We start from the raw sequence: 25,728 nt of genomic DNA on the forward strand, positions 1-25,728 counted from the left end.
ATCGCGAGCGGAAATTCAAACGGAGACATTATTGCCGGATGGGAGCGCGTGACGGCATGCATGATATGTTCGAACGAGATATCGCATTTGCTCCGGGGTTGGCCCTTTCCAATCGTCGCACCGGCGCGATAGGTTATGAGATGAGCAATGGCGGCTCGATCATCGGCTATGTCTCTCGTCGCGACATTGCCGAGACGATCCGGTTTTGCCCTGAGGCGGACAACCCAAGCGACGAGGACCGGGCTGGATTCCGGCACTATATGACCCCGCCCAATGTCAAGACACGAAGCTCGATCGGGAACATGCCATGAACAAGGCAAACCCCGAGCACCCCCAGCCAAAGGCGTTCGATCTGCTGGCGTCGCTGGCGGCCTTCGCGCAGCGTGAAGGAATCGCCCTCAACGATCCGACGCTGATCGACAGGTTCATGGCCGATGCCCGACCGAGGCTGGAAACGGCGCTGTCTGATGCAACCCTGATCCATGGCTCGCGGACCGAACGGCTGTTCGAAGCGACGGTTCTGACGCTTGGGCGCTATCGGATGCTGAAGACCGAGGACATCGGCCGTGTTCATGGCAGCGCGGTATCGCGTGCTCCGGATTTCCGGGTTGTTCTCGACGATGGCGAGCAATGGCTGGTCGAGGTCAAGAATGTCCGTAGCCAGAAGCCGTTCAGGCAGCGCACCACCATGTCGGCGGCTTACCTCGACTCGCTACAGTCCTATGCCGACATGGTCGGCACGCCGCTCAAGCTGGCGATCTTCTGGTCGCTCTGGAATATCTGGACGATCATTCCTCCGGAGCCTTTTCGCCGCCCTGATGGCGGCCTGCGCGTGACTATGCAGGAGGCGGTGATGGCGAATGAGTTCGGCAGGCTCGGCGAGGTGATCATCATGACGCGGCCACCGCTCCGTCTGGTGCTCGACGCCGACCGGAAAATGCCAAGAAAGTTGAGCCCGGAGGGGTTGGCGGAGTTCATGATCGGCGCGGCGCGCATGTACAGCGGGGACACAGAACTCAGCGATCCTCGTGATCGCAGGCTGGCGCAGATTCTCTTCCTGTTCGGGGATTGGACCGTGGGCGAGCCAATCGCACGGATGGATGGTGGCGAGATCGGAGGTGTCGAGTTCGTGGCGCAGCCTGAGGAGCCATCGGACCAGGGCTTTGACGGGATCGGCTGGGCCAGCCGGATTTTCAGCCGCTATTATGCCGCGCAGACGGTCGACGGCGATCAGGTGATCCAGCTCCATGGCGAGGCGGTGCCCGAATGGTTTGCGCCGCTTGGGGCTTGGGACTTCAAGAACAGCCGGCTCCCTTTATGGCTGGGGCACATCGAGCCGAACAGCGATCGGATCAAGGCCGAGTCTGATCCCGATTGACTGGTCGAGTCCTGCGCGAATGGCGGCGGCGATATCGCCATTCAGTTCGTCGGATCTCAGACCGAGAAGGGAAATCACGCGGCGGCGCAGCTCGGGAATATATTTCAGGAACTCGCGGTCCTTGCGCTGGTTCGCCAACAGCGTCTCGATCGCCTCCAGACTCCATAATATGGTGATCCAGCATTCCATGAAATCGACCGGCATGGCCTCGAAAGCGCGTGCGAGCATGACGCGCCGTATTGCGGGATTCGCGCCGCAGAAAAAGGCGACAAGGACGCGCACGACGAAGCGTGGCCAGCCAAGGAGGGCGCTGGATGTATTCAGGCCCTTCGGCAGATCAGGGCATCGGGCCTTGTAGAGGAGGAACAGGACCCAGTAGCGCAGCCGCAACACGTCGCTGGAACCGAGCGCCTCCTCGTCGGCCTCAAGTCCTTCGGTATAGCCAAGAATATGCCGCTCATAGAGCCGGGCGTCGACCGGGGTGGGCGCGAGCGATGGCTTGTCAGTTTCGCGATGTTCAACGGCTTCATCGGTGGGGTCATCCTCACGGTCGGTGTCGGCCTTTTCGTCCGAGAGGTCATCGAAAGCTGTGTCGTCTTCGGCGGATTGATCTGCTTGAGGGCCGCGGCCGGAGAGCAGATTGAGGAAGTCGCGAATCGTGTCGCTATATGTGCCGGCAAGACTGTTATCGCCCTCGCCGCCCGAACGGCCGGCGCCGGAGCGTGACTGGGTGAACTCCTCATAGCTTAATGGAACGGGCGCTGCCGGCTCGTCCACGCTTTTGCGTTCCTGCGTCCGGGCGGGCGACAGGGCGCGCGGCTGGGTCACGGCCTCGAAATCCGCGCGCACAAGGGTCTCAAATGCCTGATGCATCCAGAGATCGAAATCAGCGCCATCGGTGAAGGGCGCGAGCGCCCGGGCCACGCTGCCGGTCGCTACCTCCCGACGTCGGGCGCGCAATATCTCGCGATGCGTGATGTGCGCGAGGGTCGAGACGATATCGCCGGTGGCCAGGCGCGCGAAGCACAGGGACTTGTGCAATGCGGGCTCTACCGGTGCGCGCCGCCGGTTATCGATCTGGACGAAGGATCGCACCGGGATCGTCCCGATCAGGCGCGCAGACCGGTCGAGCAGTTGGATGTCTCCATCTGCCACATCCGCTTTCGCGGCTGTCCAGATGAGCTGGCCCTGGTCGAGTTCGAAGATGCCGGGCTGTCGGGCTTCGATGGTATCGAGCGGGATCGGGGATGTCACGATCGGTGGTGACAGGTCAGAGAGCTTGATTGGCGCGGCATCGGTCCAGCGTTCGAGGCCCAACGCTTGCCCCGCTGCACCGGCGGGAAGCCTGCGATAGATGCAGGCTTCGGCATTGGCGCCTGGCATCCCGGCTGATCCGAGGGCGGCACTGGTACAGTTGGCGCTGCCGAAGAGGATATGGTCGTGATCAGCGGTCGAGGCGATGATGATCTTGGCGTGCGTGAAGCGCCGGGATGACCACTGAAGATCGACGATCGTCGCCTTTCTGGCAAAGCGTGCATCGACCGGAAATTCATGATGGTTGCGGTCGATCGGCAGGATGATCCGGGTCGGGGAGAGGCGCTGCGAGAGATCGGCCAGCGCAGCGAGATCATGGTCCCAATAGGGACTGATTACCGTCAGACTCTGGACCTTCGCGCCCTGGATCAGTGACACGAACCGGTCTGCGATTCCCGTGTCGCCGGGCCCATGGAGGAAAGCGATGCCGGTCCCGTCCAGTTCGTGCACCGCATCTCCTGGTGCCCCGCCGAGCCAGGTCGCACGTTCTTGCGTCCATCGCAGCGCGTCGCGCGCTGGAGAACTGGCGGCGGGTACGAGTGCGTCGAGATAGCGCCAGATAGAGCGAATGATGTCCCGCTCGAGGCTGTCCATGTTCTTGCATTCGATCTCGATCGCGACCTCGGCGTTGCCGGCAAGGCCCGATGCGGTAAGGTTTGCGGAACTGACGATCGCCCGGGCGCTTTCGCGACCAATTTGCAGGATGATTTTCGGGTGGAAAATGCCGTTGGCGGCAGGCGGGCTGTAGAGCGCATAGTCGCGACCAAGGGCGGCAGGAAGGGCTGAGCCTTCCGAAAGCGCGAGCGCGGTCATGCGCGCGTCGGTCAGAAGGAGGAGGTTCGTGGCGCCACTGGCCATGAGCTGCGGCAGCATGATTTCCTCGACCGCAGTGAACTCCAGAGCAAAGCTGGTGGCGATTGCACTATGGAAAGGGCGGCCGCTGCGGCGACCCAGACGATCGGGGAGCTTCATCGGCCGGTATCCCGCGCTGCCAGACCGAGCGCCGTCAGGCCATTGTCGTCGAGAAGATGGATGTCGGCGAGAAACTGGATTGCGGATGCCAGCCGCGGTGTGGTGGCGACCGGCTGGTAGGCAGCAAGATAGACGAAACGCCCCTCTTGCTGCTCGAACAGGAAGGTATAATCGCCCTGTCGCCGCAGTTTCTGCATGGCGACATGGCTATGCCGCCTGATGATGCGCTCGATTATATAGTCTGCGATGAGCGTGGCGATGCTCTCCTCTTCCCTGCCTTCGAGCCATGATATTTCTGTCCGTAGCGAATGGGCCATCCCGCGATCGGGCAGACCTTGCGCGGCGGCGGCAGCCAGATCGGGACGGCCGAGGAGACGCTGATGAAGCGCAGCAATCAGCAGGCATGCGCTGACGGCCTTGTCGGCAGCGGCGCCGCGTGCGCCGGTGAGTTCGTCCCACATCTCGGCAAATTCGAAGGTACGTGGATCGAGGCCGAGTCGCAGCGCGCGCCAACTCAGGTCTGGATGGGGCTCATCCAGCGTTTCCAGATGGGTGAGGATATCAGCGCGGATCTCAGTAAGCGACTTGCCTTGAGCCTCGGCGTTGATGATCGCTATGCCCCACGCGAGCAGTGCGGCGCATGCTACCTGCATCATGTCCTGGCATTGATAGGCTTCCCAGGCGAGCCGCTGGGTTTCGAGGCTGGACGGAAGGGCCGGCTCGGGTGGATCGAAAAGATGCCAGCGGACCTGTTCGGGGCTTGGCCACTCCTCTTGCGTGAAGGCGGTTTCGAGGATGAGGTCGAGCGATGCCGCGCGGCTCGGCCCTGACTTGCTCGCGTCATCGGACCGGGCGAAGAGCAGTGTTTCGTAGAAAGTCCGCTCCTCGCTTTCTTCCGCGATCTGCGAAGGTGCGATGGGTTGAAGCCGGTCGAGTTCGCGAAGGCTTACCTTGGCGTCGACGATCTTCTGTCGCAGGAGTCTGGCGAGGTCCGGTCCGATGGCGTCGGCAAACAGGGAGGCCGCGCGACGGCCGAGATCCTTGGTGACGACCTGGATGCCGTGGCGGTTCTCGGTGAAGAGGTTCATTTCGGCCATCTGGCTGTAATAGGCGCCGCCGAAGACCCCGAGCGACTGGCGAAGATAGCGTTCCTGGGCGGGATCGGTCGAGGCGGCGGCTTCAAAGTCGATCACGCGTCCCGAGGTCGCGAGGCGGCGATTGGCCCATTCGATACCGCCGACGCCGGTTTCACCCGTCCGTGCTGACACGAGGGCGTAGAGTGCCTCGGCGCGGCGCACCCAGATGCGCCAGGCTTCGAAGTCGCTGGTCGCGCCCCGGCGGGCATAGGTTTCGCTCACCCAGCAATAATAGCCATAGTAGCGCATGCGCAGCGTGACGTTGCTGATGCCCGGGAGCAGTGACTGATAGAGCAGCACGCCGCTATTCTGCATGCCGAGCGGGTCGAGCCCGCGTTTTTCGGCTTTTTCGGTCCATTGTGGCAGCAGGTTCATCGGCCCTCGGTGACTGTTCGGGCCGGCGGCCTCATTTCGCCATAGTAATGAGGAATGAAGTAATGGTGATCAATCGAGCGGATCATTTTGCGGGACGGTCTGGCCGGCACGTCGTATCGAGGTTGCCGCGATGGCTGCGAGAACCAGGCCTGCGATCACGAAACAGAGGTCGCCGACGATGCGCCACGCCAGTACCCCCGCGACTCCGCCGAGCAGGAAGGACAGCACGGTACCCGTGTGAAGGCTCAATCGGGTTGTAATTTCCCCGCGATCCGCGGGGCCAGCCTTACCGCGAAGGATATCGAGCATCCTGGCGAGTCCGATGCCGATGTCAGTGGCCATGCCCGATACATGGGTGGTGCGCACCCGCGCGTTCGAAATATCGGTAACGATGGCGTTCTGCTGCCCCATGAGGAAAGCGAGGCCGATGATCAGCATCGGCACCCCTGCGGAGCGATCGAGGGCCATCCGCGTAAGGCCGAGCGCGGCAAGAAGAGCGGCTTCGGCCAGGATCACGCGGGCGTAGATGGTGCCGATCCCGCGCCGCAGGCCTGAGCCGATCGCGAGCGTCGAAACCATGGAGCCGATGATGAAGGACAGGACTATGGCGAGATAGCCAAGAGCATGCCCCCATTGTCCCATCGCGAGCAGGCTGGAGAGGGCGGACACATTTCCGGTCATGTTGGCGGAGAAAAAGCCGACCTCGTGAAACGCCGCCGCATTGAGTCCGCCCGCCACCCACGCCAGCGCGAAGGCAAGCTTGCGGTCCAGCCGACTGTCGCGTGCGTCGCCCTGGCGGATCAGCATTCCGCGATCATCCGCGCGGCTGCCCGATGCGCACGACTTTGGTGCGGCCTGTCTCGCCGCGAACGATCTGGATCGAAGAGACGGGCTGGCCCAGGGCGTGGGCGAGAAGGCGCAGGATCGCTTCATTGGCCTTGCCGCCCTCGGCTGTGGCCGTTGTGCGCACAAGAAGTTCCAGGCCCCCGGCTTGCGATGGCAGAAGGATTGCGTCGGCCGAAGCATTTGGCGTGGCGCGGAGCACGAGACGTCCTTCGCGATCCGCCAGCGCGCGGATTTCGATCGCAGAGGGCATCGGGATCCGGCGTCGCGCCATCAGCGCTTGCGAACGAACTCGGCGCGCAGCACGAGGCCTTTGATGCCGTCGAACTTGCAATCGATTTCCTGTGCGTCACCGGTCAGGCGGATCGCCTTGATGAGCGTTCCGCGCTTGAGCGTCTGACCAGCGCCTTTGACGTCCAGATCCTTGATGAGTGTCACCTGATCGCCGTCGGCGAGAAGGTTGCCGACAGCATCCCGGACTTCTGGCTGAACGGCGGCGTGCTGGCGCTGGGCAAGTTGGGAAGCTGGCAACCACTCGCCGCTTTCCTCATCATAGACATAATCTTCGTTGCTATCGGTCATCTGTCCTTGTCCCTTGGTCAGTCACTGTTGGCCGGCGACAGCCTGGCGCAAGCGCACACCGCGTCCGCCGGTCTGGCTGGTCGCATTCTCGCCGATCAGCTCGACACCTGCGCGTTCAAGCGCTGTGACGACCTTGACCAGCGTTTCCACGACGCCCCGCACCTGGCCGTCCGACGCTTCCATCCGCTGGATCGTGGGAAGCGATACGTTTGCCAGTTCCGCCAGTCGCTTCTGGTCGATGCCGAGCAAGGCTCGCGCCGCGCGCATCTGCTGTGAGGTGATCATGCTGCGCTTATGACGTATAAGACATCATATTTCAATCTTACACCATCACTGTCCATATGTTATACCCAAGCCAACCGGAAATTTGGAATATGGCAGACGTGATCTCGTGATGCACATCGCAATGAGGCGGATCGACCGATTCGGCGGCGCTCGGCGCATCATGGTGCGATGAAGACGGGCAAGCGGATCAGGGGCTTTTTCCTCCTCCAGAATATGATGCTGAAGGATTTCGTCCGGGAGGCAAGCGCGCGGCAGGCGCTTGCGCAGGAGGAGGTCGACCGACTTTGCCGGCTGGAGGCGCTCAATGCTGCCGAGCTTGAGAGATGGGAGCAGGATCTCTTCTTGGCCGGTGACCAGCCGACGTTTCGGCAGAGAGGCGGCGGGTAAGGAGGCCTGTTCATATCGCGCGAACGAACCCGGCGCTGCCCTGCTCGCTTACCGTCAGCGAGCGATTTCAGAGGCGGTTACAGGCTCGGGCTGATTTGAGGCATAGTTCCCCCCTTACCGGACCATCCGGCCATCAGGCCGGACCGATCCACAGCAATTCGAGGATGCTTGCTCCGCGCTGCCAGGCCTCGACCCGAACCCGTCGATCCTGATGCGTCCGAAGATCCGCGTCTGTCTGAAGGCGCCAGAGAGGCCCCTCCTCGACCTCCAGAAAAGGGCCACGCTCGTTGAGGCGCAGTATCCCGTGCAATCGCAGCGGCGCCTTGCTGTCAGTCATGGGCGATTGCCTCCGGGATGGAGACTGTCCGGGGCGAGCGGGATGAAAAAGACAGAACAGACATTGCCTCCGCATGGCATAAGCGTGTTCAGACTTGCAATCTTGTTCATTTTATGTTCTCAGGCACGCTGAGGAGCCACGCCATGATCCGCGATTATCTCGCCAGCTATGATTATAACTTGCCGCTGGACGATGCGGCGGTCGATCCTGATCTGCCACTGGTTCGCCGTCGGCTGGCGAGCCTCGCGGCGAGCGAGGGTCTGGATGGCGGCTATTACGAGGCCCAGGAGATGGCCGAGGCGTTTCTCGATGCTGCCCGAGAGGCGAATGCGGGCATCGAGGCGGAGGACAGCCCTGCCCGTGTTCGGCTGCGTGATATTCTGGATCGCGACCTTGCCTATCAGCATGAGCTGTTCGATGAAGTTTGCCAACTGCCGTTGGCGGACGCAGCCGCGCATCTGACCTGGCTTGCCGATTTGATGAAGCGGCGGGCAGATATGGCGCGGCCAATCGCGGCCGAGCTCGGTTATCGCCACTGACGCGGCCATCTTCGGTACAATCAAGCCTTTTGCCGCCCTTCATCTTCGACATGCGTGCGTGCATTGGCATGGCCTGATGCGTGACTTTCAGGCATTTCCCAGGCGGGTTGCCACCGAGCGAACGATGCGCGCTTGCTCGGGTCCGAGCGTAGCGAGAAGCTTAAGCTCAGCGTCTGTGAGTTCTTCCTCGGTGGAATAGGCATCGATGGTATAGCTGCCCCGCGCGAAGGTGTCGGCGGAAGGCAGCACCATGGCGGTGTAGGATTGTGGCCAGAAGCAGATGAGCAGCCAGGGCCAGTTCGGTATCTGAGGCTCATAGCGAGCGAAGATGATGTCACGGGTGCGCAAGGCAGACGGGCGCCGGTCGAGAAGAGCGGGCGCTACCGGGGTCATCCGCGGCTCGCACAGAAATGCCTCGAATTCGTGCATTTCTGCGAGGCTTTCGAGGATCACGGGGTAGTAGCGGCCGAGTGCCAGACCTCCGCCCGAAAAGCGAGGTGGGATGTCGATCAGCAGGATATCCGGCAATGTCGGAAGTGGCCGGTGATAATAGAGCCTCGTGGCGGCCAGGTCATCGATAAGTCGCATGAAGAGAGTTTTTCGGTGAAGCCGTTTGGCAGTCAACAACAGTCGCAGACAGATTGACGGTATCGTCATGCCGCGAGCCGTTCGACACCCGCATTGAACCGATCGATCCAGTCCCGCATCGTCGGTCGTTCGGCGAGTGGGATCTGGGCCGCGACCCGTTGGAAGTCGATCAGATCAACCGGTGCGCCGGCAATGATCGCGTCTATTTCGGAAGCAGGCAGCAGAGCGCGTTCACGGATGAAGTGGGTCATCGAGCCGGGGCGCTCACGCGTCGACTTGCGCCAGAGACCCTCGACCGTCACAAGACGCGAAGCGGCGCGAGCCTCCACCAATATGATCAGGCGGAGGCACCAGCCCGGAAGGGTGATCAACTCGCCCGTTTTCTGTGCGAGACAAAGCCAGCAAGCCGATTTGATCGGTACGGGCAGGCCTTCGGCACGGATCCGCGCGATGCAGGCGTCTCGATCCCAACCCCAGGCGCGCAGCGGATAATGATAGTCGTACAGGTCGCTGATATGGCCTTCGCGATGGGCATAGCGGCGGCTATCGGCGGGCGAGCTGTCATAGCCGATGAGCTTGACAACCTTGCCGCCTTCGGCCCATATTTTCCGCGCCGGCCCCCATGAATTAACCCATCGATCTTGCGGCTGTATTTTCCATTTCTGCGAGCATTAGGTCTGCATCGACCTGTCGTATTGGCTGCGCAAAGCCCGCATTTCCGACATCCCCAGTCCTCCTCCCCTTCCAAGACGCCCGATTAGGGCGTGACCGCCTTCAGGCAGTGGAGGGATCGGGCGCTTCGGCGTTGATGCGGATAGGGACGGGCAGGCGTATCCGATCGAGTTCCTGCACGAGTTGCGCGTTGCGGCGTTCAAGGCGCTCCGCGCGCTGTTCGGCCTCGAGGGCGCGCTTCAGCAGGCTGGCATTATGTGTTGCGAGGGCGATGTTCTTGGCTTCCACGTGCCGAAGAGCAGAGCGTGTGCGATCGGCATCGCCGGCGGCCATTTCAGTGGCGCCCTCACGTTGCGATTGAAGCTCGCGCAGGGCGTCAAGAACGTCGGCATGGTGCGTATAGATGATGTTGCGGCCGACCCCGGCTGCTCGTGCAAGAGCGGCGACCGTTGGCGCGGCGGACGGGTCTTTGGCAAGGACGCCAAGGGCTTCGCGCAGACGTGCATTGGTGTTCGCCCGGCGACGGGCCTGCGGGGTGGATAGGTCAGATTCAGACGTCACCGGCATTTCCTTCGTCGAGCTGGTCGAGGATACGGCGAGATTCCTGGATGCGGGCTTCGGCAAGTGCTCGGCTCTCGCGATCGAGGTCATCGCGCTGGATCAATGCGGTGTTTCGTTCAAGCCGCGCTTCCCAGACCGGCCTATGCCGGTCGGTCACGGCGAAGTTGGCGCAAGTCGAGCAGGTGCTTTGTGTGCGAAGCACCGGGTTCGGCTCGCGCTCGCCGCCGAGGCAAGCGGAGGTCTCCCGGCGGTAGAGGCAGTAGCCCCAGTCGCATACGCCGAGGCGCATATCCGTGCCGGCGAGGATCTCGGTGATATATCCATCGACGTCGCTCGATAGCGTGCGCCCGCGGAACGGCGATCGCTCGGAGAGCATGACGCCCGCCTTCCCGGCGACGTTCGGCGCCAGGAGCAGGTCTTCCAGCGCCTTGCGGGTTTCTTCGGCGGCTTGGTCGTCGATCAGCTGGGCAAGCTCGAAGTCGGTGCCCACATAGGCCCGGTCGGTCATCGCGCGGTGGACATGGCCGAGATGGCGTTGCAGCGCCGTCAGGCCGGTGCGGTCGCGCCGCCCGATGAACCGTGAGAACGTCTTGCGACCCTGATAGGTGGTCAGGTGCCAGGTTCCGCCTTGGTGTTCCGGCAAGGCAAGGAACGGCGCAAGTCGTTCGTTCAAGCGGATATTGACCATGGGTGATCGCAGTCGAGCGACGGGCATCATCGTCGGAAGCGGCGAGCGTCCCCGGCCGAGCTGGTGGAGCCAGAGGTTCCTCTTCCCGCTAAGTTCGCGAAGCGGAGCGGAGAGACGTTCGAGGATGTGGATCGCCCGCTGGACCGGCTCGGGCGCGAGCCAGCGATGGACGTCCCCATGTTCCGTCAGCGACGTCTTCGTGATCGTGCCGACCAGATAGACGTGTTCCTCGCCGTCTCCGTCGGCCGCGCGCCGTTCGAGGCAACCCTCCTCAAGCCTGAGTATTTCGGAGGCTCTCGCGCCAACGAGATAGGCGATGACGACGAAGCAGGCGTCGCCAAGGCGATCGAGCATGAACGTCAGGCGGCGCAGCGGCCATTCCGGATTCGGATACAGATCCGCGTGGGGGCATGGCTCAGCCAACATGGCGCGTCTGATATGCCAGTGGAGCCTTCGCCCCTGATGCTGTTGTCGAAACTTCTCATACAGATCTTCGAGGCGATCGCGCAGCGCGAGTATCTGGTCCGCTGGGTCACCGAGCAGTTCCATAGCGCCGCTGATGAGAGGCACGGCGATCTCGTCGGGCGTATAGGGATGGCCGCCATAAGGTTTCCAGTGCCGCTTCCCAACCGAACCGGCGCGAGGCGGCGCCATCAGCGGCGCGTCGTCCAGCTTGTCGCGCTGCATGTGGAACGTGCGGATCGTGCCGAGATAGCCTTCGGCGGTGCTGAGGGAGAGCCGTGAAGCGTTCCTGCCGGGACGGGCGCGCAACATGGCCACGAACCGGTCGACGGCGTCTTGATCGAGATCCTTGAAGCATCGGACGTTCTCGGCTGCCATCCATCGAACGAGGAAGCGGATGTGGCTGAAGTGACCATCGACCGTTTCCTTGCGAAGTGGCATCCGCCCTTCGGGCGGATCGGCCCGCAGCGAGAACAGGAACAGTTCGGCGGCGTGCCGGAGCGGCGTCCACTGATCGTCCGTGAACCGGCTCCCGTCCGGCATTTCGAAGCCCCAGTTGAACGTCGTGGCGGCGGGGACGCCTTCGTTTCCGAGCAATGGCGCCGGAAGTTGGGTAGGCGTGGATGTCGGGACGGAGGCCATGAGGCTATTCCAGGTCCGGCAGCGGCGGCAAGGCGGGTATGTGCCGTTCCGCGTCCGGCATCATTTCGGGCGGGAACGCCGGCAGCAGGTCTTGTGTCAGCGCCCGAAGGCTGGGGGCATAGAAGAGGCTGAACCGGATCGGGTCGATGCGTTCCCGCGCCGCTTCAAGATGCATGGTGGCCTGGACAATGCGCGCCAGATGACCCGGGTCGATCGGGACGATTAGGCCTGGACAGGCAAGGCAGCCTCCCAGTTTCGGGCACACGCGGCCAGGCTGTGCCTGCCCGCCGTCGACCGGTCGAAGGCAGTCGTGGCCGAACAGCGCCGTCACCCGCGCGCTGGTATCCGGCCCTTGATGTTGCGAGTCATGGGCGGGCGTCTCGCCGGTGACCCATGTGATCATCAGCGACTGGAGCCGAGCGATCGTATCGCGTTCGAGGCGGCGGACGGCCTCGCCATCGACATAGATGTCGGTGGTGGCGACATTCGCATGATTGAGGACCGCCTTGGCCGCCATGATATCGCCCTGCGACGCTGTGTAGTGGGCGCTTGCCATGCTGCTGCGGAACAGCTTGGGCGAGAAGTCGGGAAGCAAGGAACGGGACTTGCCCGGATGCGCATCGTTCCAGGAGGCGATCGCGCCATTATGCCGTTCGTAGAAGCGCAACATTGCCGATCGCAACGTGGCCTGCACGATATGACCGGCGTGATGCTCGCGCTCGAGGCGTCCTGTCGTCATGAGGAAGCGGTGGAGGAACAGCCGGTCGCGTTTGGACGGCTCCACATGCGGTAATAGGGGCGCCGTCATCGCAAGGAGCTTTTCGATCAGGCGCGGCGCCGCATAGGGTCGGCGATTGTCGAACGAGCGCCGTTGCATGCGCTTCACCTTGCCGCCGGCACGAGGTTTCACCCACTCGACCATGACGCGATGCCGCTCGAGCGGATGCGGCACGAGGCAGTCCCGCTTGATCTGGCGCAGCGGACCGGCGTTGGCCGCCGTCTGGATCAGCAGCACGATATAGAACGCAACCAGCGTGTCGGTCGTGAGGTGGAGATAACCCTCGAGCTCGCGGAACCCGCCTACCTCGGCGATCCTCTGCCGATCGGGCTTGTTAAGGTCCAAGCCTCGGTCGATCGGCATGATGCCGTGGCCGCGGCGATGGAGCTTCCAGATCCAGCGATCCCGTTCGGCGGTCCGCCCACTATGGAGCGGCACGTTCGGAAGATTGACGATGGTTTGCCCGTGCTGGAACTTGGCCCATGCCGTGTCGATCTCGGCATAGCAGACTGCCAGCAGGGCGCGCATTGCGGCTGGTGTCAGCCGGTCTTGCGGTAACCGCTGGACGCCGGCGAGCGGGATCGGATTGTTGGGAACGGCGAAGCCCGGTGCGAACAAGCCTGGATTGTCCGCGATCGCGCGCTTGAGGACGGGCCGGATCATACCGAACTGACCGGATTGTGAGCGGACGCCACGCCTGCGCCCGTCAGTGGGCATCGCCAGCCAGGTGATGAACCGGCGGATCGTTGCCGTGTCGAGGTCTGCCGCGCGCCTGACACGCGCGTCTTCGCGCAGGAACCTACCGAACACGCGCATCGCGAACCAGCGCGCGGTGCGGGTCGCGACGCTGGATGCCATATCATGATCGCGGAAAGCCCGGGCGATGGCGGCGCTGATATCGTCCGGCAACCCGAACAGCGCCGGGTCGAAGCGTTGGACGATCTTGCCCCATTCGTCGCGGAACTGGATCTCGACGACCTCCGCCGGATGGTTCGCCGGTGCCGGATCGAGTCTCAGCGTGCGATCGAGGCGGCCCCTAGCCATCGGCGGGGATCAGCTCGCCATAAAGATAGGCGAGGCTTTCGCTCAGGTCGCGCTCGTGCAGCTCGACGCAGCGCAGATAAATCGCGGTGGTTGTGATCGAAGCATGGCCGAGCAGCACCTGCACGACCTTGAGCGGGTTGAGATCGGGATTGGTGCGGGCCTGGATCTGAAGGCGGGCCAGCATCGCCATCGCGAAGGTGTGCCGCAGCCAGTGCAGCGTGCCCTGAAGTCCCGCGGCCGCGAACGCTTCCGCGAGCTGCGCCGTCAGGAGTTTTCGCGTCATGGCGCGGCCATGCTCGTTCAGCAGGAGATTAGGCGGCGCGCGATAGCCCCGGTCGGAACGGCGGATACCGCGGACGATCCGGGCGCGATCCTCGCCCGCATACCAGTGTGTATGATCAAGCAGCCGAAGCGGCGGATAGACCGTCCTTGGCCGGTCGCCCTTGGTGATATGGAGCGGCACGCCGACAAGTGGATCGCTGTCGAGGTAGAGTGGCCAGCTATCCGGGATCTGGTCGAGGGCGAGCGCGCAAAGCTCCTTGCGACGCAGACCCGCCCCAAGCGCCCATTGCGCGGCAAGTCGGGCGGTAGGCCTCAGATGCGCGAACAGCCGTGCCAGTTCGTCGGCACGCAGCGGTCGCGGCAGTTTTTCCGGGCGTGAGACGATCAGCTCATTGACCTGGCGCCGCTGCAAGCCTGGGCGATAGGCGCCGTCGAGCATCAGCGTCATCTTCTCGGTCAACCGGAACGGGCAGTGGTCGATCAGCCCCTTATCGAGCGCCCAGCCATAGAAGCGGCAGACGGTCGAGACACGCGCATTGATCGTGGTCCGGGCATAGGGCCGCCCGGTATGCGTGCTGGGATTCTCCAGCATCCGGTTGCGATAGGCGGCGATGACGCGTTCGTCGGCTTCGCGCCATTCGATCCCCGATTGTTCGAGCGAGTCGAACCAGTCGTGGAGATGCTCGCCGTAGGTCCGCACGGTTTCGGAGGCGTGGGCACGGCCGCTTAGCTCTGCATGCTCCATGAGCCAGACGAAGGCCGGCTCGATGATCGCCATGTCGGCGTCGAACAGAATCGGGAAGCCAGCGGGGACATTGGGCACGCCAGAGGCAGCCCGAATCACTGATACCACGGGCCATCTCCCTCGCCCGCACAGGTGCGATTTCGAAAGTAGCGCAACATGCTCGATTTGGCCGACGCATTTCGATGGAATGGGCGCTTTCCTCGCCATGCCGAAGGGTGTCGCTTCGACCAGCCTACCCCAAGCACTCACCGCGCCTGCTGACACCTGGCGTCCGCCTTGATATGAGTGGACGATGATCGAGGGGGGAAGCGGTGGCGCGTCGGGTATTCTTTAGCTTTCACTATGACCGTGACGTTCGACGGGTCGTGCAAGTCCGCAATTCCTGGGTGGTTCGTCCAGGTGGCGAAGCGCAGCCTTTCTATGACAAGGCAGAGTTCGAAGAGGCAAAAAGACGCGCGGGCGGCATAGAAAAATGGATCGAAGAGCAGCTCAAAGGCACGTCCGTGACTGTGGTGCTGTTCGGCGCAGAGACGTATGATCGCGAATGGGTCCGGCACGAGATCAAGAGAAGTTACGAGCTTGGGAAAGGCCTATTGGCCATCGACATCCATAGCGTAAAAGATCCGCAACTTGGAACTGATCGACAGGGGACCAACCCTCTCAGTTATTTTACAATAAAGCAGAATGGCCGAGATATTCCGCTGTCGAACCTATACGGGACATATGATTGGGTCCGGGATAACGGCTATGCCAACATGCCGGCTTGGATCGAAACTGCGGCAAAAGCGGCCGGTCGCTGACACCAATGAGTATCTATGAACTGGCCATACTTGGTGCGGCAACGCCAGAGGAGCGTGCAACACTGACAGCGACGCTCACGGATATCGTTTCCGACTTCGGATTGACGTTGGGGGACGATGTAGTTGTGCATAATGCGGCAACGCTGGGTGAGCGGCACAAGCCAGCAGCATTCGCGTGTGCGTATTTTGGAGGAAATGCCCAGCAAGATCTCGAAGCGGCCCAAGACCTGATCCGGGCCAGTGCGCCCATCATTCCAACGATTGCCGCTGGCGCAGACTTCAATGCTCACATCCCCCCGCTTCTCCAGCCCATCAATGGGCTAACGCGGCGCGCTGACGATCCAAATATGACTGAACTCGCGTCAGCAATGCTGGAATGCGTGGGCTTACTTCGTCGACAGCGACGGGTTTTTGTGAGCTATCGGCGCGTGGAATCCCGAGCAGCAGCGTTGCAACTTCACGATCTCCTTGCGTCCCGCGGATTCGACGTATTCTTGGACACGCACGACATTAGGCCCGGCGATCCGTTCCAAGATGTGCTTTGGCATAGGCTCGTCGATTCTGATGTTATGGTTATGCTCGACACGCCTACCTATTTCGATAGCCGCTGGACTCGACAGGAAATAGGAAGGGCGCGCGCGAAAGAGATCCAGGTCCTTCGTGTAATTTGGCCTGAGCATACGCCAAACAAGCTGACCGATCTTGCAGAGACTATATATCTTGATCCAGAGGAACTCGAGGGGCCAGATGGCCCAATAGTAGCCAAAACGGCGGATACAATCGTCCTGGAGGTCGAGCGGCTACGAAGCCGGAGCATCGCATCTCGATATATGTCGATTACCGGCAAACTCCGCGCTGACGTCGAGAAAATTGGTGCGTCAGTGGAAGGCGTCGGCGCACATCGGGCCGTCGCCGTGCGGTTGCTGGACGGCGAAAAGATCTGGGCATATCCGATCGTCGGAATCCCCACGGCTGAAATTTTGAACGATGTGGCCGATAAGGCGCGACGAGCGGAACAGCAGGAGATACCGGTACTGGTCTACGATCATATCGGCATCCGTGATGCATGGAATGCTCATCTCCGATGGCTTGGGGAGCATATTCGCGCGGTCCGCACGATTAAAGTTTCCGAAGCCGGATGGGCTCTTGCGGCATGGGAGAACTGACCATGACTGAGGCCATTTTTCTTTCGGCAGGCGTGCCGGATCCGAAGCGAGGCCCACAATATGCGGCGACCGCTGACAGTGTCGCGATTACAGCCGCAGTCTCCGCTTTGGTGCACGTCACGCTAGGACGCAGGCTGCTTGTTTGGGGTGGTCAACCCGCAATAACACCAATGATCTGGGTGGTCTCGCAAGACATAGGAATAAATTACGGACACTGGGTCCGGCTCTACCAGTCTCGCCATTTCAAGGACGAGTATCCCGAGGATAATGAGCGGTTCAACAACGTGGTTTATACGGACGAGATTGAGAAGGATCGGGAGAAGAGCTTGCTGGCCATGCGCGAGCGTATGTTTTCCGAACACAAGTTCAAAGCGGCAGTTTTCATTGGGGGTATGGGCGGGATTGTACAGGAATATGAAATGTTTCGACGCCTGCAACCGGACGCTGCAGTGATTCCAGTAGTCTCCACGGGCGGCGCGACGCTTGAAGTTGGGGCGCAGGTTGAATCTCTATCGCCCGACCTAGCGGAAGACCGGGACTATGTTGCGTTATTTCACCGCCACCTTGACGTTTCCGTCCGAGAGGAGCGCTTCGAAAGTCCAACTCTCCAACCGGATGTCGTTGAGAAGCGATTTTGGCAACCCCCTGCCACTGCTTAAACGGGACGGGAACTCGTTATTCACCAGCCAGCCACTCGCTAAGCTCGGTAGCTGTGTTCCTTTTCTCGTCGAGGACCATCCAGACGCGCTTTTGATGACCCTGTAGATCCCCCCAGACGATGCGGCGGTATAATCCCAGATACTCCCACGACGCCCATGCCTGCTCATGCGCGCTGTCGGATGCCGGGAACAGCGCGATCTTCGTCAACCCTTTATACCCATCCGCGACGCCCAACTCCCAGGGCACCCAACGACTGTCCTTGCTGTTCTTGCTTGCAAGAAGGACAAAGCGCTTGGTCTGACGAATACGGCTCTTTAACAGCCCTGCCGTTTCCTCCGTCGTGTATGGGGGCATTTCCGGGTCGATTTCATCGACATAAACCTTGGCGCCGTGCCCTTCTAATACACGAATGGCGCCAACGACGAGATCATCGTCCTTGCTTGAGTGCGAAAGAAATGTAGCACCCGACAGCGCCCGAGAAGAAGCAGATTTCCTGAGGTTTACCTGCTCGTTGATGTTCAATTTGCCAGCGAAATTACGAAGCTCGGATTTGGTAATATATTCTATCATTCTTGCCGCCCGCTCTTAATTCCGCGCAAAATCTCCGATTCTCTGCACTTCAGTTATTTGCTCGGATCGCAATGGCCTCTTCAATCCAAGTCTCGATCCCATTCTTAATCGAGTCATAGGCGGCTTTGCTATCTGCTCCGGAAGGAGAGACGAGCTTCACTATGGACGAAAGCTTCTTCCCTGTATTGGCGTAGCCTATTTCATCAAATGGATTGCTGCCTGCCACGCACGAGTTCCCATCGTGACCAAGAAGTTTGTTTATCCGGATACCCACCACGCCTTTGCCTGCGTCCCAACCTTTGACGATCTCGCGGATCACCCATGGCCGGTTCGCTGTTTCCGAACCGACGAGCACCACCACGCAACTCTTGCCGTACATGTTGTCATCGATCCATTTTTCGATGGAGGCTTTGCCCTTCCGCTTGACCTCCTCCCAAGCATTCGCAGTGCAAAGAGTCTGCCCTTCGAGGGCTCCGATGTTACGCACCTGCTGAGTACGCCAAAAATCGTTCGCGAAGTGAAAACTGAAGAAAACGCGCCGCGCCATAAGGCCCCCTTTTGTTCTCCGACCTTCTACAGAGGCGGCCATCGTTCCGCTAGAGAAATCGATTCGGAAACGAATGGCTTGAATAACAAGCGCGGCATTTTTGTGCGGCGCCTCATGCGACGCTTAAGCGTCGCTGCGCGACGCGAGGGACGGGCCGACCACCGCCAGCTCTTTGGGTTAGCGCGGCAGTCGGCCCGTCCCTCATCGCGCGCAAAGGAGACAGTTTCAATGGGTAGACCTAAACTGCAACTGTGGCGGCCGAAGCTGATCGATGGCAGTGTCGCGTTGGTGAGACAGTTCTCCAGAAGCGAGAAATAGGGCGGCCAGTGCTTGAAGCGCTTCGGCACATAGCGGACGACATGATGCTCGATATGATGCCGGTCCATCCAGCGCTGGAAGATCGGCAGAAAGACATAGGTTTCTTCGCGCTCGACGCCGGTGTCGGCTGTGAGGACGGCGGACAGGGGCCGCCCCCGCGCGACCCATTCGATGATCATCGCGGTGCTGTCGACGCCCATGCCCCAGGCGGCGATCACAGGGACGCCTGATAGGGCAGTAAGGCAAGCGTCGTCGTTCGCCGCCGCGATCGGCGGTCGCTTCGGATCGTACATGGCTGATCTCCAGGAAGGAGGTCGGGAGCCCATAAGCAACGTCGCCGTGACGGTTGGCGGCTGATCCCGGAGGCCGGGTGGCCGGAATGCGACGATCAATTGGCCCCCCGAGGCCCCGAGAGTCGGGAGGTGTGGCCGCTTAGAAGTCGAGTGGCACGCTCACCATCGTATCGGGGGGACATGGCTGCTCGGTCAGGAGATAGCCGAGGCGATTGACGACGTGCATGCCGTCGGTGATCTCGAGACCGTCGTCGCCCTCAATCACCGTCCAGACATTTGCCGCGGGTTGCGAGCGGATGAATTCGAGGTCCTGGCCGGAGGCTTCGAACAGGCATCCGCCCCGGCCGAAGTCGAACCCCGCCGTTGCGAGGAGATGATTGGGCACTGGCTGGAACCGGTCCACAAACTCATCTTCGGTGAGGTCCAGATATTGGATGGCAGGCGGTGGGGCGTCGCACGCCTCGTTTGCGGACTGACGCAATATTCCATCGTTCATGTGGTTGTTCCTCGTTAAAGAGAGCCGTTGCCGGCACGTGCGGGCGCCAGATCAGGCGACGAGCGTCATCAGCGCCTGACGGTGCTGTGGCCCCGTGCTGGAGACGCGAAACGGTTGGAGCGGATCACCGGTACGCAGCACGAATTGGGGGCGGCCCGTCTCGTGCCGCATCCGGAGCGCGACGGCATAGGCATGGTCGAAGGACGCAAGTGCTGCGCGCTTGGACGAACAGGGTTGCGTCGAGCAGAGGTTCGTCATGACTGGTGCTCCTCGGGCTGGTCGGGGTCGGCGAAGATGGGCAGTTCGGAGCAGGTGGGTTCGTCGCGGTCGAACAGGACCCAGGAGGCATCCCTGTCGAATGCCGCACTCAGGATCGCCCAGAACTCCTGGCTGATGTCCGGCGCCTCACCGCCGCACCCGACGACGCTGGTGTGGACGAAGAAGCCATAGGCATAGGGCTCGATCACCAGATCGAGATGGCCGACCTCGACACGTCCGTCCGGCCCGCGTGGCGCGACGGCGATGAGGTGATCGATGTGACGACGCTCGGCGACAGGCAGATGAGCGGTCGAGCAGACAAAGAGTGTGGCATGGCGCATGAGGGATCTCCTTCGCGATGGTTTGGTTACGGCTGGAGCGACGGGCTCAGGCCGCTTCATCGAGCGAAAGCGAGAGCGTCTTCCTGTCGCCGGAGATGGTCAGGCTGCGGTTGTCGGGAATGAGCCACTGGACGTGCTCGAAGACCGCATCGCGCAATTGGGCGAGAAGGGCCTCGTCCTCACCCAGCAGCAACAGGTTGGCGAGATTTCGGGCTTCATGCTCGAACGCGAGCGATTGCGTGTCCCAGCTGTCGTGCCCGCAATCGTCGGAATAACAGAACAAGCTGGCATGCATCAGGTCGGCAAGGGCATAGGGCTGCACATTGGCCTTGCCGTCAAAGAGGATCGTCGCCTCGTCGAGCGTCCAGCAGGCATTGCTGCAGACAAGCATGTCCGTGGACATGCAGTATGTGGTGGGTTCGGCCGGCGAAGGGCCGCCGGACCGCAGAAGGATTTCGGCGGAGATATTCTCGACCGGTCCGGACTCAAAATCGTCCGGCAGAGCGATATCGTCGGCATAGCGATGAAGGACGCCATCGCGCTGCACGGTGAAACTGCAGGACAGGAGACGCGGCAATTCGTCATACCAGCGATAGCCCTCGAAATCGCGGTTCTCGTGAACCAGGGGACCGCCGAGCGGTGTTTCCTTCGCAAGTGCGCGGGCAAGCGCTTGTTCGATATCGGGTTCGTGGTCGGACATGATGATCATCGGACCCGATCGAATGGCTGCGCCCTGGTATCGGTTGGACGTGTCGGCGATGTTCGGCGTCCAGGCATTGAGCCAGCGGTCGGCTTCGGGCAGAGCGATCCCAAGGTCGCGGGCACGCGCCCAGCCCTCGTAGGAGAGCCGATGAGATGTCTCGCGGCCGATGGCGCGGTAAAGCGCGATTTCGGCCGCTTCCCTGAGCCGGGAGAGTGCATCGTTTTCGACCATTTCCTTGCGCGCGGGGAGTACGAGCTGGAGCGCCGGCGCATCGACGATATCCACCCGCACCCGCCAGTTATGGGGCCTCTCGATTTCGCTCACGGTGGGAAGCCGGGAGGCGACCGTCACGCCATGGAAATTGATGCGGGGGGTGTGGATCGCCTCGGTGGTCCCGTCGTGGAAGATACCGATGCGACAGCCCTCCCATTCTTCGATGTGGCCGGCGCCGGCCAGAAAGTCCTCGCGCGGGAGCTGCGCGCCCTCGAAATGAACGGGGAGAGGGAAATATTGGGCCGCGAGGCGCAGCGCCGACCCAAGCTGCTCATCCCACGCGGGCGGCAGCATGATCTGGATCTCGGTGCCGCGCACGATCCCGCACGGCTTGATCGCGAGCGGCACTCCCCCTTCCCAGCCGTCAGCCGGGATGTGGACCGCCCACCCCCGTCCCGCCGCTTGCGACCATGAGCGGACAACCACATCCCGTCCGGCGAGGCTGAACACTCCCATGCCGGCGGGATCCTCGCGGGTGCGAATATCCTGCTGCCAGCCCGAATCGCCGAGCGTGAGGAGGTTGGCCGGATCGTCGATGCCGGAGCCGTCATCGTAGATGGACAGTGCGGTGCCGGCTGGGAGATTGTAAACCGCGACATGGATCGCGCGGGCACCGGCGCGGCGGCTATTCTGGAAAAGTTCCTGAAGCACGTCGCCGAGCGTGCCGTTGAACAGGCGCGAGACCTTGGTGATGAGCGACTGGCCGACCTCGGGCCGGATGGTGGCGGGAAAGGACATGGGATGCGACTCCTGTTTGGCGGAGACCAATTCCCCGCCACATGAGCCCTCATCCCCCTCCCCTTTGGATCACGGCGGGATGGAACGGATCGGTCCAGTCGATGTGGTCGATGATCCAGTCGGGAACGAAATCCCAGTCGAAGCAGAGTGGATAGTCGTTCTGGGCCTCGCGCCAGGCAGCTTCGACGGCATCGGTCCAGCCAACCACCGTCAACCGCAGCGCTGCGGTTCCAAGCGCATCGAACGTCTTGCCGATCGCGAGAGCCAGGCCGATTGCATCGGGATCGGTGATCGGCCTGGCGTGTAAGGTCAGAACGGCCTCCCAGAGGCAGGCGGCGGTCTCGAGACTGGCTTGGGAATATTGAGCCATGACGGGTCCTTTCAATGTCAGGCAGCGCGCAGGTCGCAGCCCTGGTAGAGACCGAGATCGGCTGCCATCAGCGTGTCGATGCCGGGCGCGAACCGGTCGAAGGCTGCGTTCAGATCGGCGACGGCGACGCGGTAGCTGGCCTCGCCGGGATCGAAGTCCAGGGCGAGCATCAGGGGGGGCAACCGAGCGGTCATCTCGGGAAAGACGGTGTGGATGATGAGCGCCTCGATCCGCCGCGCGACCAGGTTGAGCCGCGCGGCAAGGCCCAGGGGCGTGGCCAACTCACGTTCATACCAGGTGGCGGGCGCTACGACGTCGGCGATGCGGGTCGAGGGCACCCGGCCATTGCCGATCTGGGCCTGGATGACGACGCAGCGCGGGCGCCGCCGGGCCGCGACCTCGGCGAGCGGCACGAGGGCGCGATAGTGGTAGGTCGAGGCGGTGCCCGGGGTGCGGGACCGAGAGACGATGACGTCCATTGGTTGTTCCTTTGATGGTGGAGGCTTGGGGCTGCGCGTTCGGCAGCAGGGAGATCGCCGAGCGAAATTCGCCCGGCGCCCCTTCAAAAAAAGTCCTCCCCTCCGGCTCGTTAGCGGGACCGTTCGGCCTTCACGGCGAGGAGGTCTGCGAACCGAGCCTGGACCGCGGCAGCGTCAGGGAAATGGTCAGGAAGGCCGTGATGGGCCAGGATTGGCGCGCGGGCCTTCGCGATCAGCGAGGCCTCGGCCAGGCTCGGCATGCGTGGTGGCCAGCCCTTCACATACCGCAACTGCGGGGGCATGGCCGCTTCGAGCGCCCTGCGGTCCTGGGCTCGCAGCTTGGCACGCGTGACCTCGTGAAGAAGTCCGGCCGACAGCCATTGAGGCGAAACATCGGCGAGCCATCGTTGAGGCTGAAAGGAGAAGGTCGAGTCCGCCTCGATCGCCACCAGATGGCGGTAGAGATCGAAGTTGCCAGGGGCGGCAGCGGAGGCAGCCAGGTCGTGTGCCGATGCAAGCACGCAGAAAGCACAGGACAGGCGGGTTGTCCGGTATTGGACATAAGCTTCGTGCAGCGGCAGCCCGTGGCGCTCATGAATGCCGAACACATCGTCGGCACTCCAGTCGACGGCCGGATGCCAACTGAGCATGCGCGTGCCGGCGGCGTTGCCGAGCTTTGCGAAGCGTTCGTCAACACGGGAGACCGGGGTCGAGCGCCGGCTCGGGCTTTCGTCGCGGCGCAGGCCGATGACCGAAACGACAGTCTCGCCCCGGTAGCGGCGCGCCAGTTCGGGGCCGATCACCTGGACCTTCAGTTCGGACGTGCAGAAACGCAGCGATGCCGATGACCATGGGCCGATGAGATTATAGGTCTCAAGCGCCTCGTAGCGATGTTTGCCGGAGAGGAAGCGTTGCTCCCAGCGCGACACCATGTCGCCTGCCGATCGGCTGACAACCAGCATGGGAATCCCCAGCCTGTCAGCGATCGCTGCAACCATAGCCGGGGTCGAGCGCCATTCCGCCCGGCCGAGGTCCGCGTGGATCGCGATCCGGCGATCGCGGGGATGACCCAAGGCGTCGAGCAGCGCAATCGCGGCGTGGGCCGAAGCGGTGGAATCCTTGCCGCCCGAAAGATTGAAGGCGAACCAGGCACCGCGCCGCGCGGCGGCTATGACCCTATCGTCGATCGCAGGCAAAGGATCATCAGGCGCGGCAAGGAAGCCGCGCGCAAGAGCTGGACTCATGCGGTGTCTCCTCAGGTGCGGTGGATCGGCGCGACTGCGCGCCTGTCAGTGGCCGGCAGGCGACCTGTTGTCGTAGAGGGGCTCCGTGCCGGGCTCCCAGTCGCCGGGCAGCCAGATTCGGCCGTTATAGCTAATTCGCCCCACAGGCGTGTCGGCGACCAACAGCAGTGCCTCGGGGTACATGCTGGCGCCCAGACCCAATCGGTCGCGGCGCTCGCAATAGAGGTCGGAGGCTTCCTTCCAGCTGGCTGCGGCAAGCTCGGCATAGCCTTTTTGGGCGATGCGAAAGGGTTTGCGCGAAGCACCCCGTTGCCGGATCCCGCCGAGGACCCGGGCGACATGTCCGGCATAGACGGCAACGGTAGCCCAGTAGGCAGCGACAAACACCTTGCGGCTCTCCCAACTCGATCGCGAACGATGGCGAGCGTCGGCGGCAAGGTCGAGCAGCAGCACTGCGAGCAAGGTGCGGGTATCGGTTGGCATAGCCTGAAGGAGGCGCGCGGCGGGAAGACCGAGGACGGGATTGCGAACCTCGGCCCTGGCGGAGCGGCGGGTCATGGCAGGGCCCCTCACCACTCGAAGATCTCAAGACCGTCGATGCAATCCGCGTCGCGGTCGAGAAGAAGCCAACGGCAGCCCTGGGCCCGCGCGAATTCGATGGCGGCCCAAAGCTCGTTTGGGACCATCTCCCGTTCCAGGCCGTCGAGGGGATCGGTGAGGACGAACCAGCCATAGCCGGCCTCGGCGACACCAAGCGGGCGAGATTCCGGGATCATCGGCGCCCATTGGTCGAGAAGGTCGGCGGTGGCGGGACGGATATGGCTGGTGCTGATCACGAGATGGCGACCGACGCGTAATGCGTTCGGCGAGCCGATCGGCGGCGCGTCGACCGAGATGCGCTCGGTCCAGAGATATTCTTCTTCGTGCGCGTCGAAGTAGATCGACCCTGCGTCTTCATCAGGGAGCGTCGAGGGATCGCGCGTGTCGCGTATCTCCGACCACCATTCTCGGCAGAATGAGGCGACCTCTGCCATTTACGCCTCGCGGGTGAAGGCGGCATAGAGGTTGCCTCCATGACGATGGTCGATGAACGCGACGTGGATGTCGGCCGACCAGGGAACAACGTGGTTTTCCACGAGCCGTTCGGCCTGTGCCAATTCGTCGCACAGGATATGTCCTGTCGGGTTTGCGTCGGTGATGGCCGTGCGTGCCTGGGCCAGCAGGCGCGCGAAATCGTCCCTTGTCATATGGGTCATGGATTGTCTCCTTGGAGATGTGCCGGGCGCACGAACGGGCAGTCCGAGTGTCCGATCAGGCCCGGTCGAGCGCCTGGGCGATGGCGGCGAGTGCGTCGGCGATATGCTGCTCGACCTCGTGCGTGGTGATGCCGAGGCGGGCCGCGATCGCGGTGAAATCCTCGTCGCCCAGGAAATCGGCCAGGAGAACCTGGCGGGTGATTTCCGGCAGTGCGGCGACCGCGCGGGCGTATCGGTCGATCGGCGCAGCGCCGACATCGGCAAGACCGGCCGCATCCACGCGCACCCATGCCCGCACCCAATAGCCGTCGCCGTCGCGCTGGACGGTCTGCTCGTCAGGGTCGATCCGTAGGATATGAGTGTTGGGCCAGCGTTCGCGGGCGGCGGCCACGATAGATAGAACAGTCTTGTCCGGTGCGAGAAAGGCGTCGATCCGCGCAGCGAGCTGGTAGCTTGTGCGACGCCGGTCGCGTCGCAGGCCGAAGCACGGATGGTCGTTGAAGAAATCGAGCGCCTCGGCAAGGAGGGCGCGAGCGTCATGGTCGGGCATGGTGGGGTTCTCCGTTGCGCCGATCCCTGACCGGCCCCCCTCCCTGCCCCCTTCCC

General features: G+C 62.5%; 34 protein-coding genes. 7 read left to right on the top strand and 27 right to left on the bottom strand.

Annotated elements, in window-relative coordinates; genetic code table 11:
- Window positions 1-56: 56 nt before the first annotated feature.
- Window positions 57-311: a hypothetical protein gene (locus AEB_RS11560; RefSeq protein ID WP_066044476.1), complete on the top strand. Its 255-nt coding sequence runs from the start codon at window positions 57-59 to the stop codon at window positions 309-311.
- Window positions 308-1,378 carry a hypothetical protein gene (locus AEB_RS11565; protein WP_066044479.1) on the top strand — a complete coding sequence of 357 codons (1,071 nt, stop codon included), beginning with the start codon at window positions 308-310 and terminating at the stop codon, window positions 1,376-1,378. Before AEB_RS11560 ends, AEB_RS11565 begins: the two co-directional genes overlap by 4 nt.
- Here the strand turns inward: AEB_RS11565 and AEB_RS11570 are convergent.
- From AEB_RS11570 to AEB_RS11595, 6 genes are all read right to left on the bottom strand, one after another.
- Entirely contained in the window at window positions 1,316-3,664 is a 2,349-nt protein-coding gene (locus tag AEB_RS11570) for a hypothetical protein (RefSeq protein ID WP_066044481.1), read from the bottom strand. The genes AEB_RS11565 and AEB_RS11570 overlap by 63 nt on opposite strands.
- Window positions 3,661-5,175, bottom strand: a complete 1,515-nt coding sequence (locus AEB_RS11575) for a hypothetical protein (RefSeq protein ID WP_119083333.1) — start codon at window positions 5,173-5,175, stop codon at window positions 3,661-3,663. The genes AEB_RS11570 and AEB_RS11575 overlap by 4 nt, the downstream gene beginning before the upstream one ends.
- A 69-nt stretch (window positions 5,176-5,244) precedes the next feature.
- On the bottom strand, window positions 5,245-5,982 hold the full coding sequence (locus tag AEB_RS11580; RefSeq protein WP_119083334.1) for a YoaK family protein: 738 nt from the start codon (window positions 5,980-5,982) through the stop codon (window positions 5,245-5,247).
- Window positions 5,983-5,989: 7 nt separating this feature from the next.
- Window positions 5,990-6,292: a DUF167 domain-containing protein gene (locus AEB_RS11585; RefSeq protein ID WP_066044486.1), complete on the bottom strand. Its 303-nt coding sequence runs from the start codon at window positions 6,290-6,292 to the stop codon at window positions 5,990-5,992.
- A complete protein-coding gene (locus AEB_RS11590) occupies window positions 6,292-6,600 on the bottom strand; it encodes an alkylphosphonate utilization protein (RefSeq protein ID WP_066044489.1) in 309 nt (102 codons plus the stop codon). Before AEB_RS11590 ends, AEB_RS11585 begins: the two co-directional genes overlap by 1 nt.
- Before the next feature lie 21 nt (window positions 6,601-6,621).
- Entirely contained in the window at window positions 6,622-6,885 is a 264-nt protein-coding gene (locus AEB_RS11595) for a helix-turn-helix domain-containing protein (protein WP_030539266.1), read from the bottom strand.
- Window positions 6,886-7,053: 168 nt separating this feature from the next.
- Here AEB_RS11595 and AEB_RS11600 point away from each other — a divergent pair, with 168 nt between their 5' ends.
- Complete coding sequence (locus AEB_RS11600) at window positions 7,054-7,272, top strand: hypothetical protein (protein WP_066044494.1); 219 nt, start codon at window positions 7,054-7,056, stop codon at window positions 7,270-7,272.
- Between the two features lie 133 nt (window positions 7,273-7,405).
- Here the strand turns inward: AEB_RS11600 and AEB_RS11605 are convergent, their stop codons facing one another.
- Window positions 7,406-7,609: a DUF5818 domain-containing protein gene (locus AEB_RS11605; RefSeq protein WP_030539268.1), complete on the bottom strand. Its 204-nt coding sequence runs from the start codon at window positions 7,607-7,609 to the stop codon at window positions 7,406-7,408.
- A 143-nt stretch (window positions 7,610-7,752) separates the two neighbouring features.
- Between AEB_RS11605 and AEB_RS11610 the strand changes: the two genes are divergently transcribed.
- On the top strand, window positions 7,753-8,148 hold the full coding sequence (locus AEB_RS11610; protein WP_066044496.1) for a hypothetical protein: 396 nt from the start codon (window positions 7,753-7,755) through the stop codon (window positions 8,146-8,148).
- A gap of 87 nt (window positions 8,149-8,235) precedes the next feature.
- Here AEB_RS11610 and AEB_RS11615 read toward each other — a convergent pair whose 3' ends face one another.
- From AEB_RS11615 to AEB_RS11640, 6 genes are all read right to left on the bottom strand, one after another.
- A complete protein-coding gene (locus AEB_RS11615; protein ID WP_119083335.1) occupies window positions 8,236-8,736 on the bottom strand; it encodes a hypothetical protein in 501 nt (166 codons plus the stop codon).
- Window positions 8,737-8,801: 65 nt separating this feature from the next.
- Entirely contained in the window at window positions 8,802-9,107 is a 306-nt protein-coding gene (locus AEB_RS18570) for a hypothetical protein (RefSeq protein WP_331851740.1), read from the bottom strand.
- Window positions 9,108-9,510: 403 nt separating this feature from the next.
- Window positions 9,511-9,975 (bottom strand): hypothetical protein, encoded by a 465-nt coding sequence (locus tag AEB_RS11625; RefSeq protein ID WP_048939391.1) that lies wholly within the window; start codon window positions 9,973-9,975, stop codon window positions 9,511-9,513.
- Window positions 9,959-11,761, bottom strand: a complete 1,803-nt coding sequence (locus AEB_RS11630) for an integrase (protein WP_048939390.1) — start codon at window positions 11,759-11,761, stop codon at window positions 9,959-9,961. The genes AEB_RS11625 and AEB_RS11630 overlap by 17 nt, the downstream gene beginning before the upstream one ends.
- A 4-nt stretch (window positions 11,762-11,765) precedes the next feature.
- Window positions 11,766-13,583 carry a site-specific integrase gene (locus AEB_RS11635; protein ID WP_048939389.1) on the bottom strand — a complete coding sequence of 606 codons (1,818 nt, stop codon included), beginning with the start codon at window positions 13,581-13,583 and terminating at the stop codon, window positions 11,766-11,768.
- Complete coding sequence (locus AEB_RS11640; protein ID WP_048939388.1) at window positions 13,576-14,718, bottom strand: tyrosine-type recombinase/integrase; 1,143 nt, start codon at window positions 14,716-14,718, stop codon at window positions 13,576-13,578. The genes AEB_RS11635 and AEB_RS11640 overlap by 8 nt, the downstream gene beginning before the upstream one ends.
- A 203-nt stretch (window positions 14,719-14,921) precedes the next feature.
- Here AEB_RS11640 and AEB_RS11645 point away from each other — a divergent pair, with 203 nt between their 5' ends.
- The 3 genes from AEB_RS11645 to AEB_RS11655 are packed head-to-tail and all read left to right on the top strand — an operon-like array spanning window position 14,922 to window position 17,235.
- Window positions 14,922-15,410, top strand: coding sequence for a TIR domain-containing protein (locus tag AEB_RS11645; protein ID WP_020819452.1), 489 nt, complete (start codon window positions 14,922-14,924; stop codon window positions 15,408-15,410).
- A 5-nt stretch (window positions 15,411-15,415) separates the two neighbouring features.
- Window positions 15,416-16,576 (top strand): toll/interleukin-1 receptor domain-containing protein, encoded by a 1,161-nt coding sequence (locus AEB_RS11650; protein WP_048939387.1) that lies wholly within the window; start codon window positions 15,416-15,418, stop codon window positions 16,574-16,576.
- A 2-nt stretch (window positions 16,577-16,578) separates the two neighbouring features.
- Complete coding sequence (locus AEB_RS11655) at window positions 16,579-17,235, top strand: SLOG domain-containing protein (protein WP_048939386.1); 657 nt, start codon at window positions 16,579-16,581, stop codon at window positions 17,233-17,235.
- A gap of 16 nt (window positions 17,236-17,251) precedes the next feature.
- Here the strand turns inward: AEB_RS11655 and AEB_RS11660 are convergent, their stop codons facing one another.
- The 14 genes from AEB_RS11660 to AEB_RS11720 all read right to left on the bottom strand — a co-directional run bounded on the left by AEB_RS11660 (window position 17,252) and on the right by AEB_RS11720 (window position 25,672).
- The gene (locus AEB_RS11660) at window positions 17,252-17,806 is read right to left on the bottom strand and encodes a toll/interleukin-1 receptor domain-containing protein (RefSeq protein WP_048939385.1); all 555 of its coding nucleotides are present in this window, start codon (window positions 17,804-17,806) and stop codon (window positions 17,252-17,254) included.
- A 49-nt stretch (window positions 17,807-17,855) separates the two neighbouring features.
- The gene (locus AEB_RS11665; protein WP_048939410.1) at window positions 17,856-18,353 is read right to left on the bottom strand and encodes a TIR domain-containing protein; all 498 of its coding nucleotides are present in this window, start codon (window positions 18,351-18,353) and stop codon (window positions 17,856-17,858) included.
- A 26-nt stretch (window positions 18,354-18,379) separates the two neighbouring features.
- Window positions 18,380-18,964 (bottom strand): hypothetical protein, encoded by a 585-nt coding sequence (locus AEB_RS18420; protein WP_231958687.1) that lies wholly within the window; start codon window positions 18,962-18,964, stop codon window positions 18,380-18,382.
- A gap of 139 nt (window positions 18,965-19,103) precedes the next feature.
- A complete protein-coding gene (locus AEB_RS11675) occupies window positions 19,104-19,460 on the bottom strand; it encodes a hypothetical protein (protein WP_066044502.1) in 357 nt (118 codons plus the stop codon).
- A gap of 51 nt (window positions 19,461-19,511) precedes the next feature.
- Window positions 19,512-19,718, bottom strand: coding sequence for a hypothetical protein (locus AEB_RS11680; RefSeq protein ID WP_066044503.1), 207 nt, complete (start codon window positions 19,716-19,718; stop codon window positions 19,512-19,514).
- Complete coding sequence (locus tag AEB_RS11685; protein ID WP_051768066.1) at window positions 19,715-20,059, bottom strand: DUF5983 family protein; 345 nt, start codon at window positions 20,057-20,059, stop codon at window positions 19,715-19,717. The genes AEB_RS11680 and AEB_RS11685 overlap by 4 nt, the downstream gene beginning before the upstream one ends.
- A gap of 46 nt (window positions 20,060-20,105) precedes the next feature.
- Window positions 20,106-21,773, bottom strand: coding sequence for an ATP-binding protein (locus AEB_RS11690; protein ID WP_119083336.1), 1,668 nt, complete (start codon window positions 21,771-21,773; stop codon window positions 20,106-20,108).
- A 49-nt stretch (window positions 21,774-21,822) separates the two neighbouring features.
- Complete coding sequence (locus AEB_RS11695; RefSeq protein WP_066044508.1) at window positions 21,823-22,143, bottom strand: hypothetical protein; 321 nt, start codon at window positions 22,141-22,143, stop codon at window positions 21,823-21,825.
- A 17-nt stretch (window positions 22,144-22,160) separates the two neighbouring features.
- Window positions 22,161-22,622 (bottom strand): hypothetical protein, encoded by a 462-nt coding sequence (locus AEB_RS11700; protein WP_066044509.1) that lies wholly within the window; start codon window positions 22,620-22,622, stop codon window positions 22,161-22,163.
- Between the two features lie 110 nt (window positions 22,623-22,732).
- The gene (locus AEB_RS11705; protein WP_231958688.1) at window positions 22,733-23,818 is read right to left on the bottom strand and encodes a phosphoadenosine phosphosulfate reductase domain-containing protein; all 1,086 of its coding nucleotides are present in this window, start codon (window positions 23,816-23,818) and stop codon (window positions 22,733-22,735) included.
- A gap of 93 nt (window positions 23,819-23,911) precedes the next feature.
- The gene (locus AEB_RS11710; RefSeq protein ID WP_231726409.1) at window positions 23,912-24,424 is read right to left on the bottom strand and encodes a hypothetical protein; all 513 of its coding nucleotides are present in this window, start codon (window positions 24,422-24,424) and stop codon (window positions 23,912-23,914) included.
- Window positions 24,425-24,435: 11 nt separating this feature from the next.
- Window positions 24,436-24,900 carry a DUF5983 family protein gene (locus tag AEB_RS18285; protein ID WP_231958689.1) on the bottom strand — a complete coding sequence of 155 codons (465 nt, stop codon included), beginning with the start codon at window positions 24,898-24,900 and terminating at the stop codon, window positions 24,436-24,438.
- Complete coding sequence (locus tag AEB_RS18290; protein ID WP_197714418.1) at window positions 24,901-25,122, bottom strand: hypothetical protein; 222 nt, start codon at window positions 25,120-25,122, stop codon at window positions 24,901-24,903.
- 55 nt (window positions 25,123-25,177) lie between these two features.
- The gene (locus tag AEB_RS11720; RefSeq protein ID WP_119083337.1) at window positions 25,178-25,672 is read right to left on the bottom strand and encodes a sigma factor-like helix-turn-helix DNA-binding protein; all 495 of its coding nucleotides are present in this window, start codon (window positions 25,670-25,672) and stop codon (window positions 25,178-25,180) included.
- Between the last annotated feature and the right edge of the window lie 56 nt (window positions 25,673-25,728).

It is taken from the genome of Altererythrobacter sp. B11 (assembly GCF_003569745.1).
In the GTDB taxonomy this organism is placed as follows: domain Bacteria; phylum Pseudomonadota; class Alphaproteobacteria; order Sphingomonadales; family Sphingomonadaceae; genus Croceibacterium_C.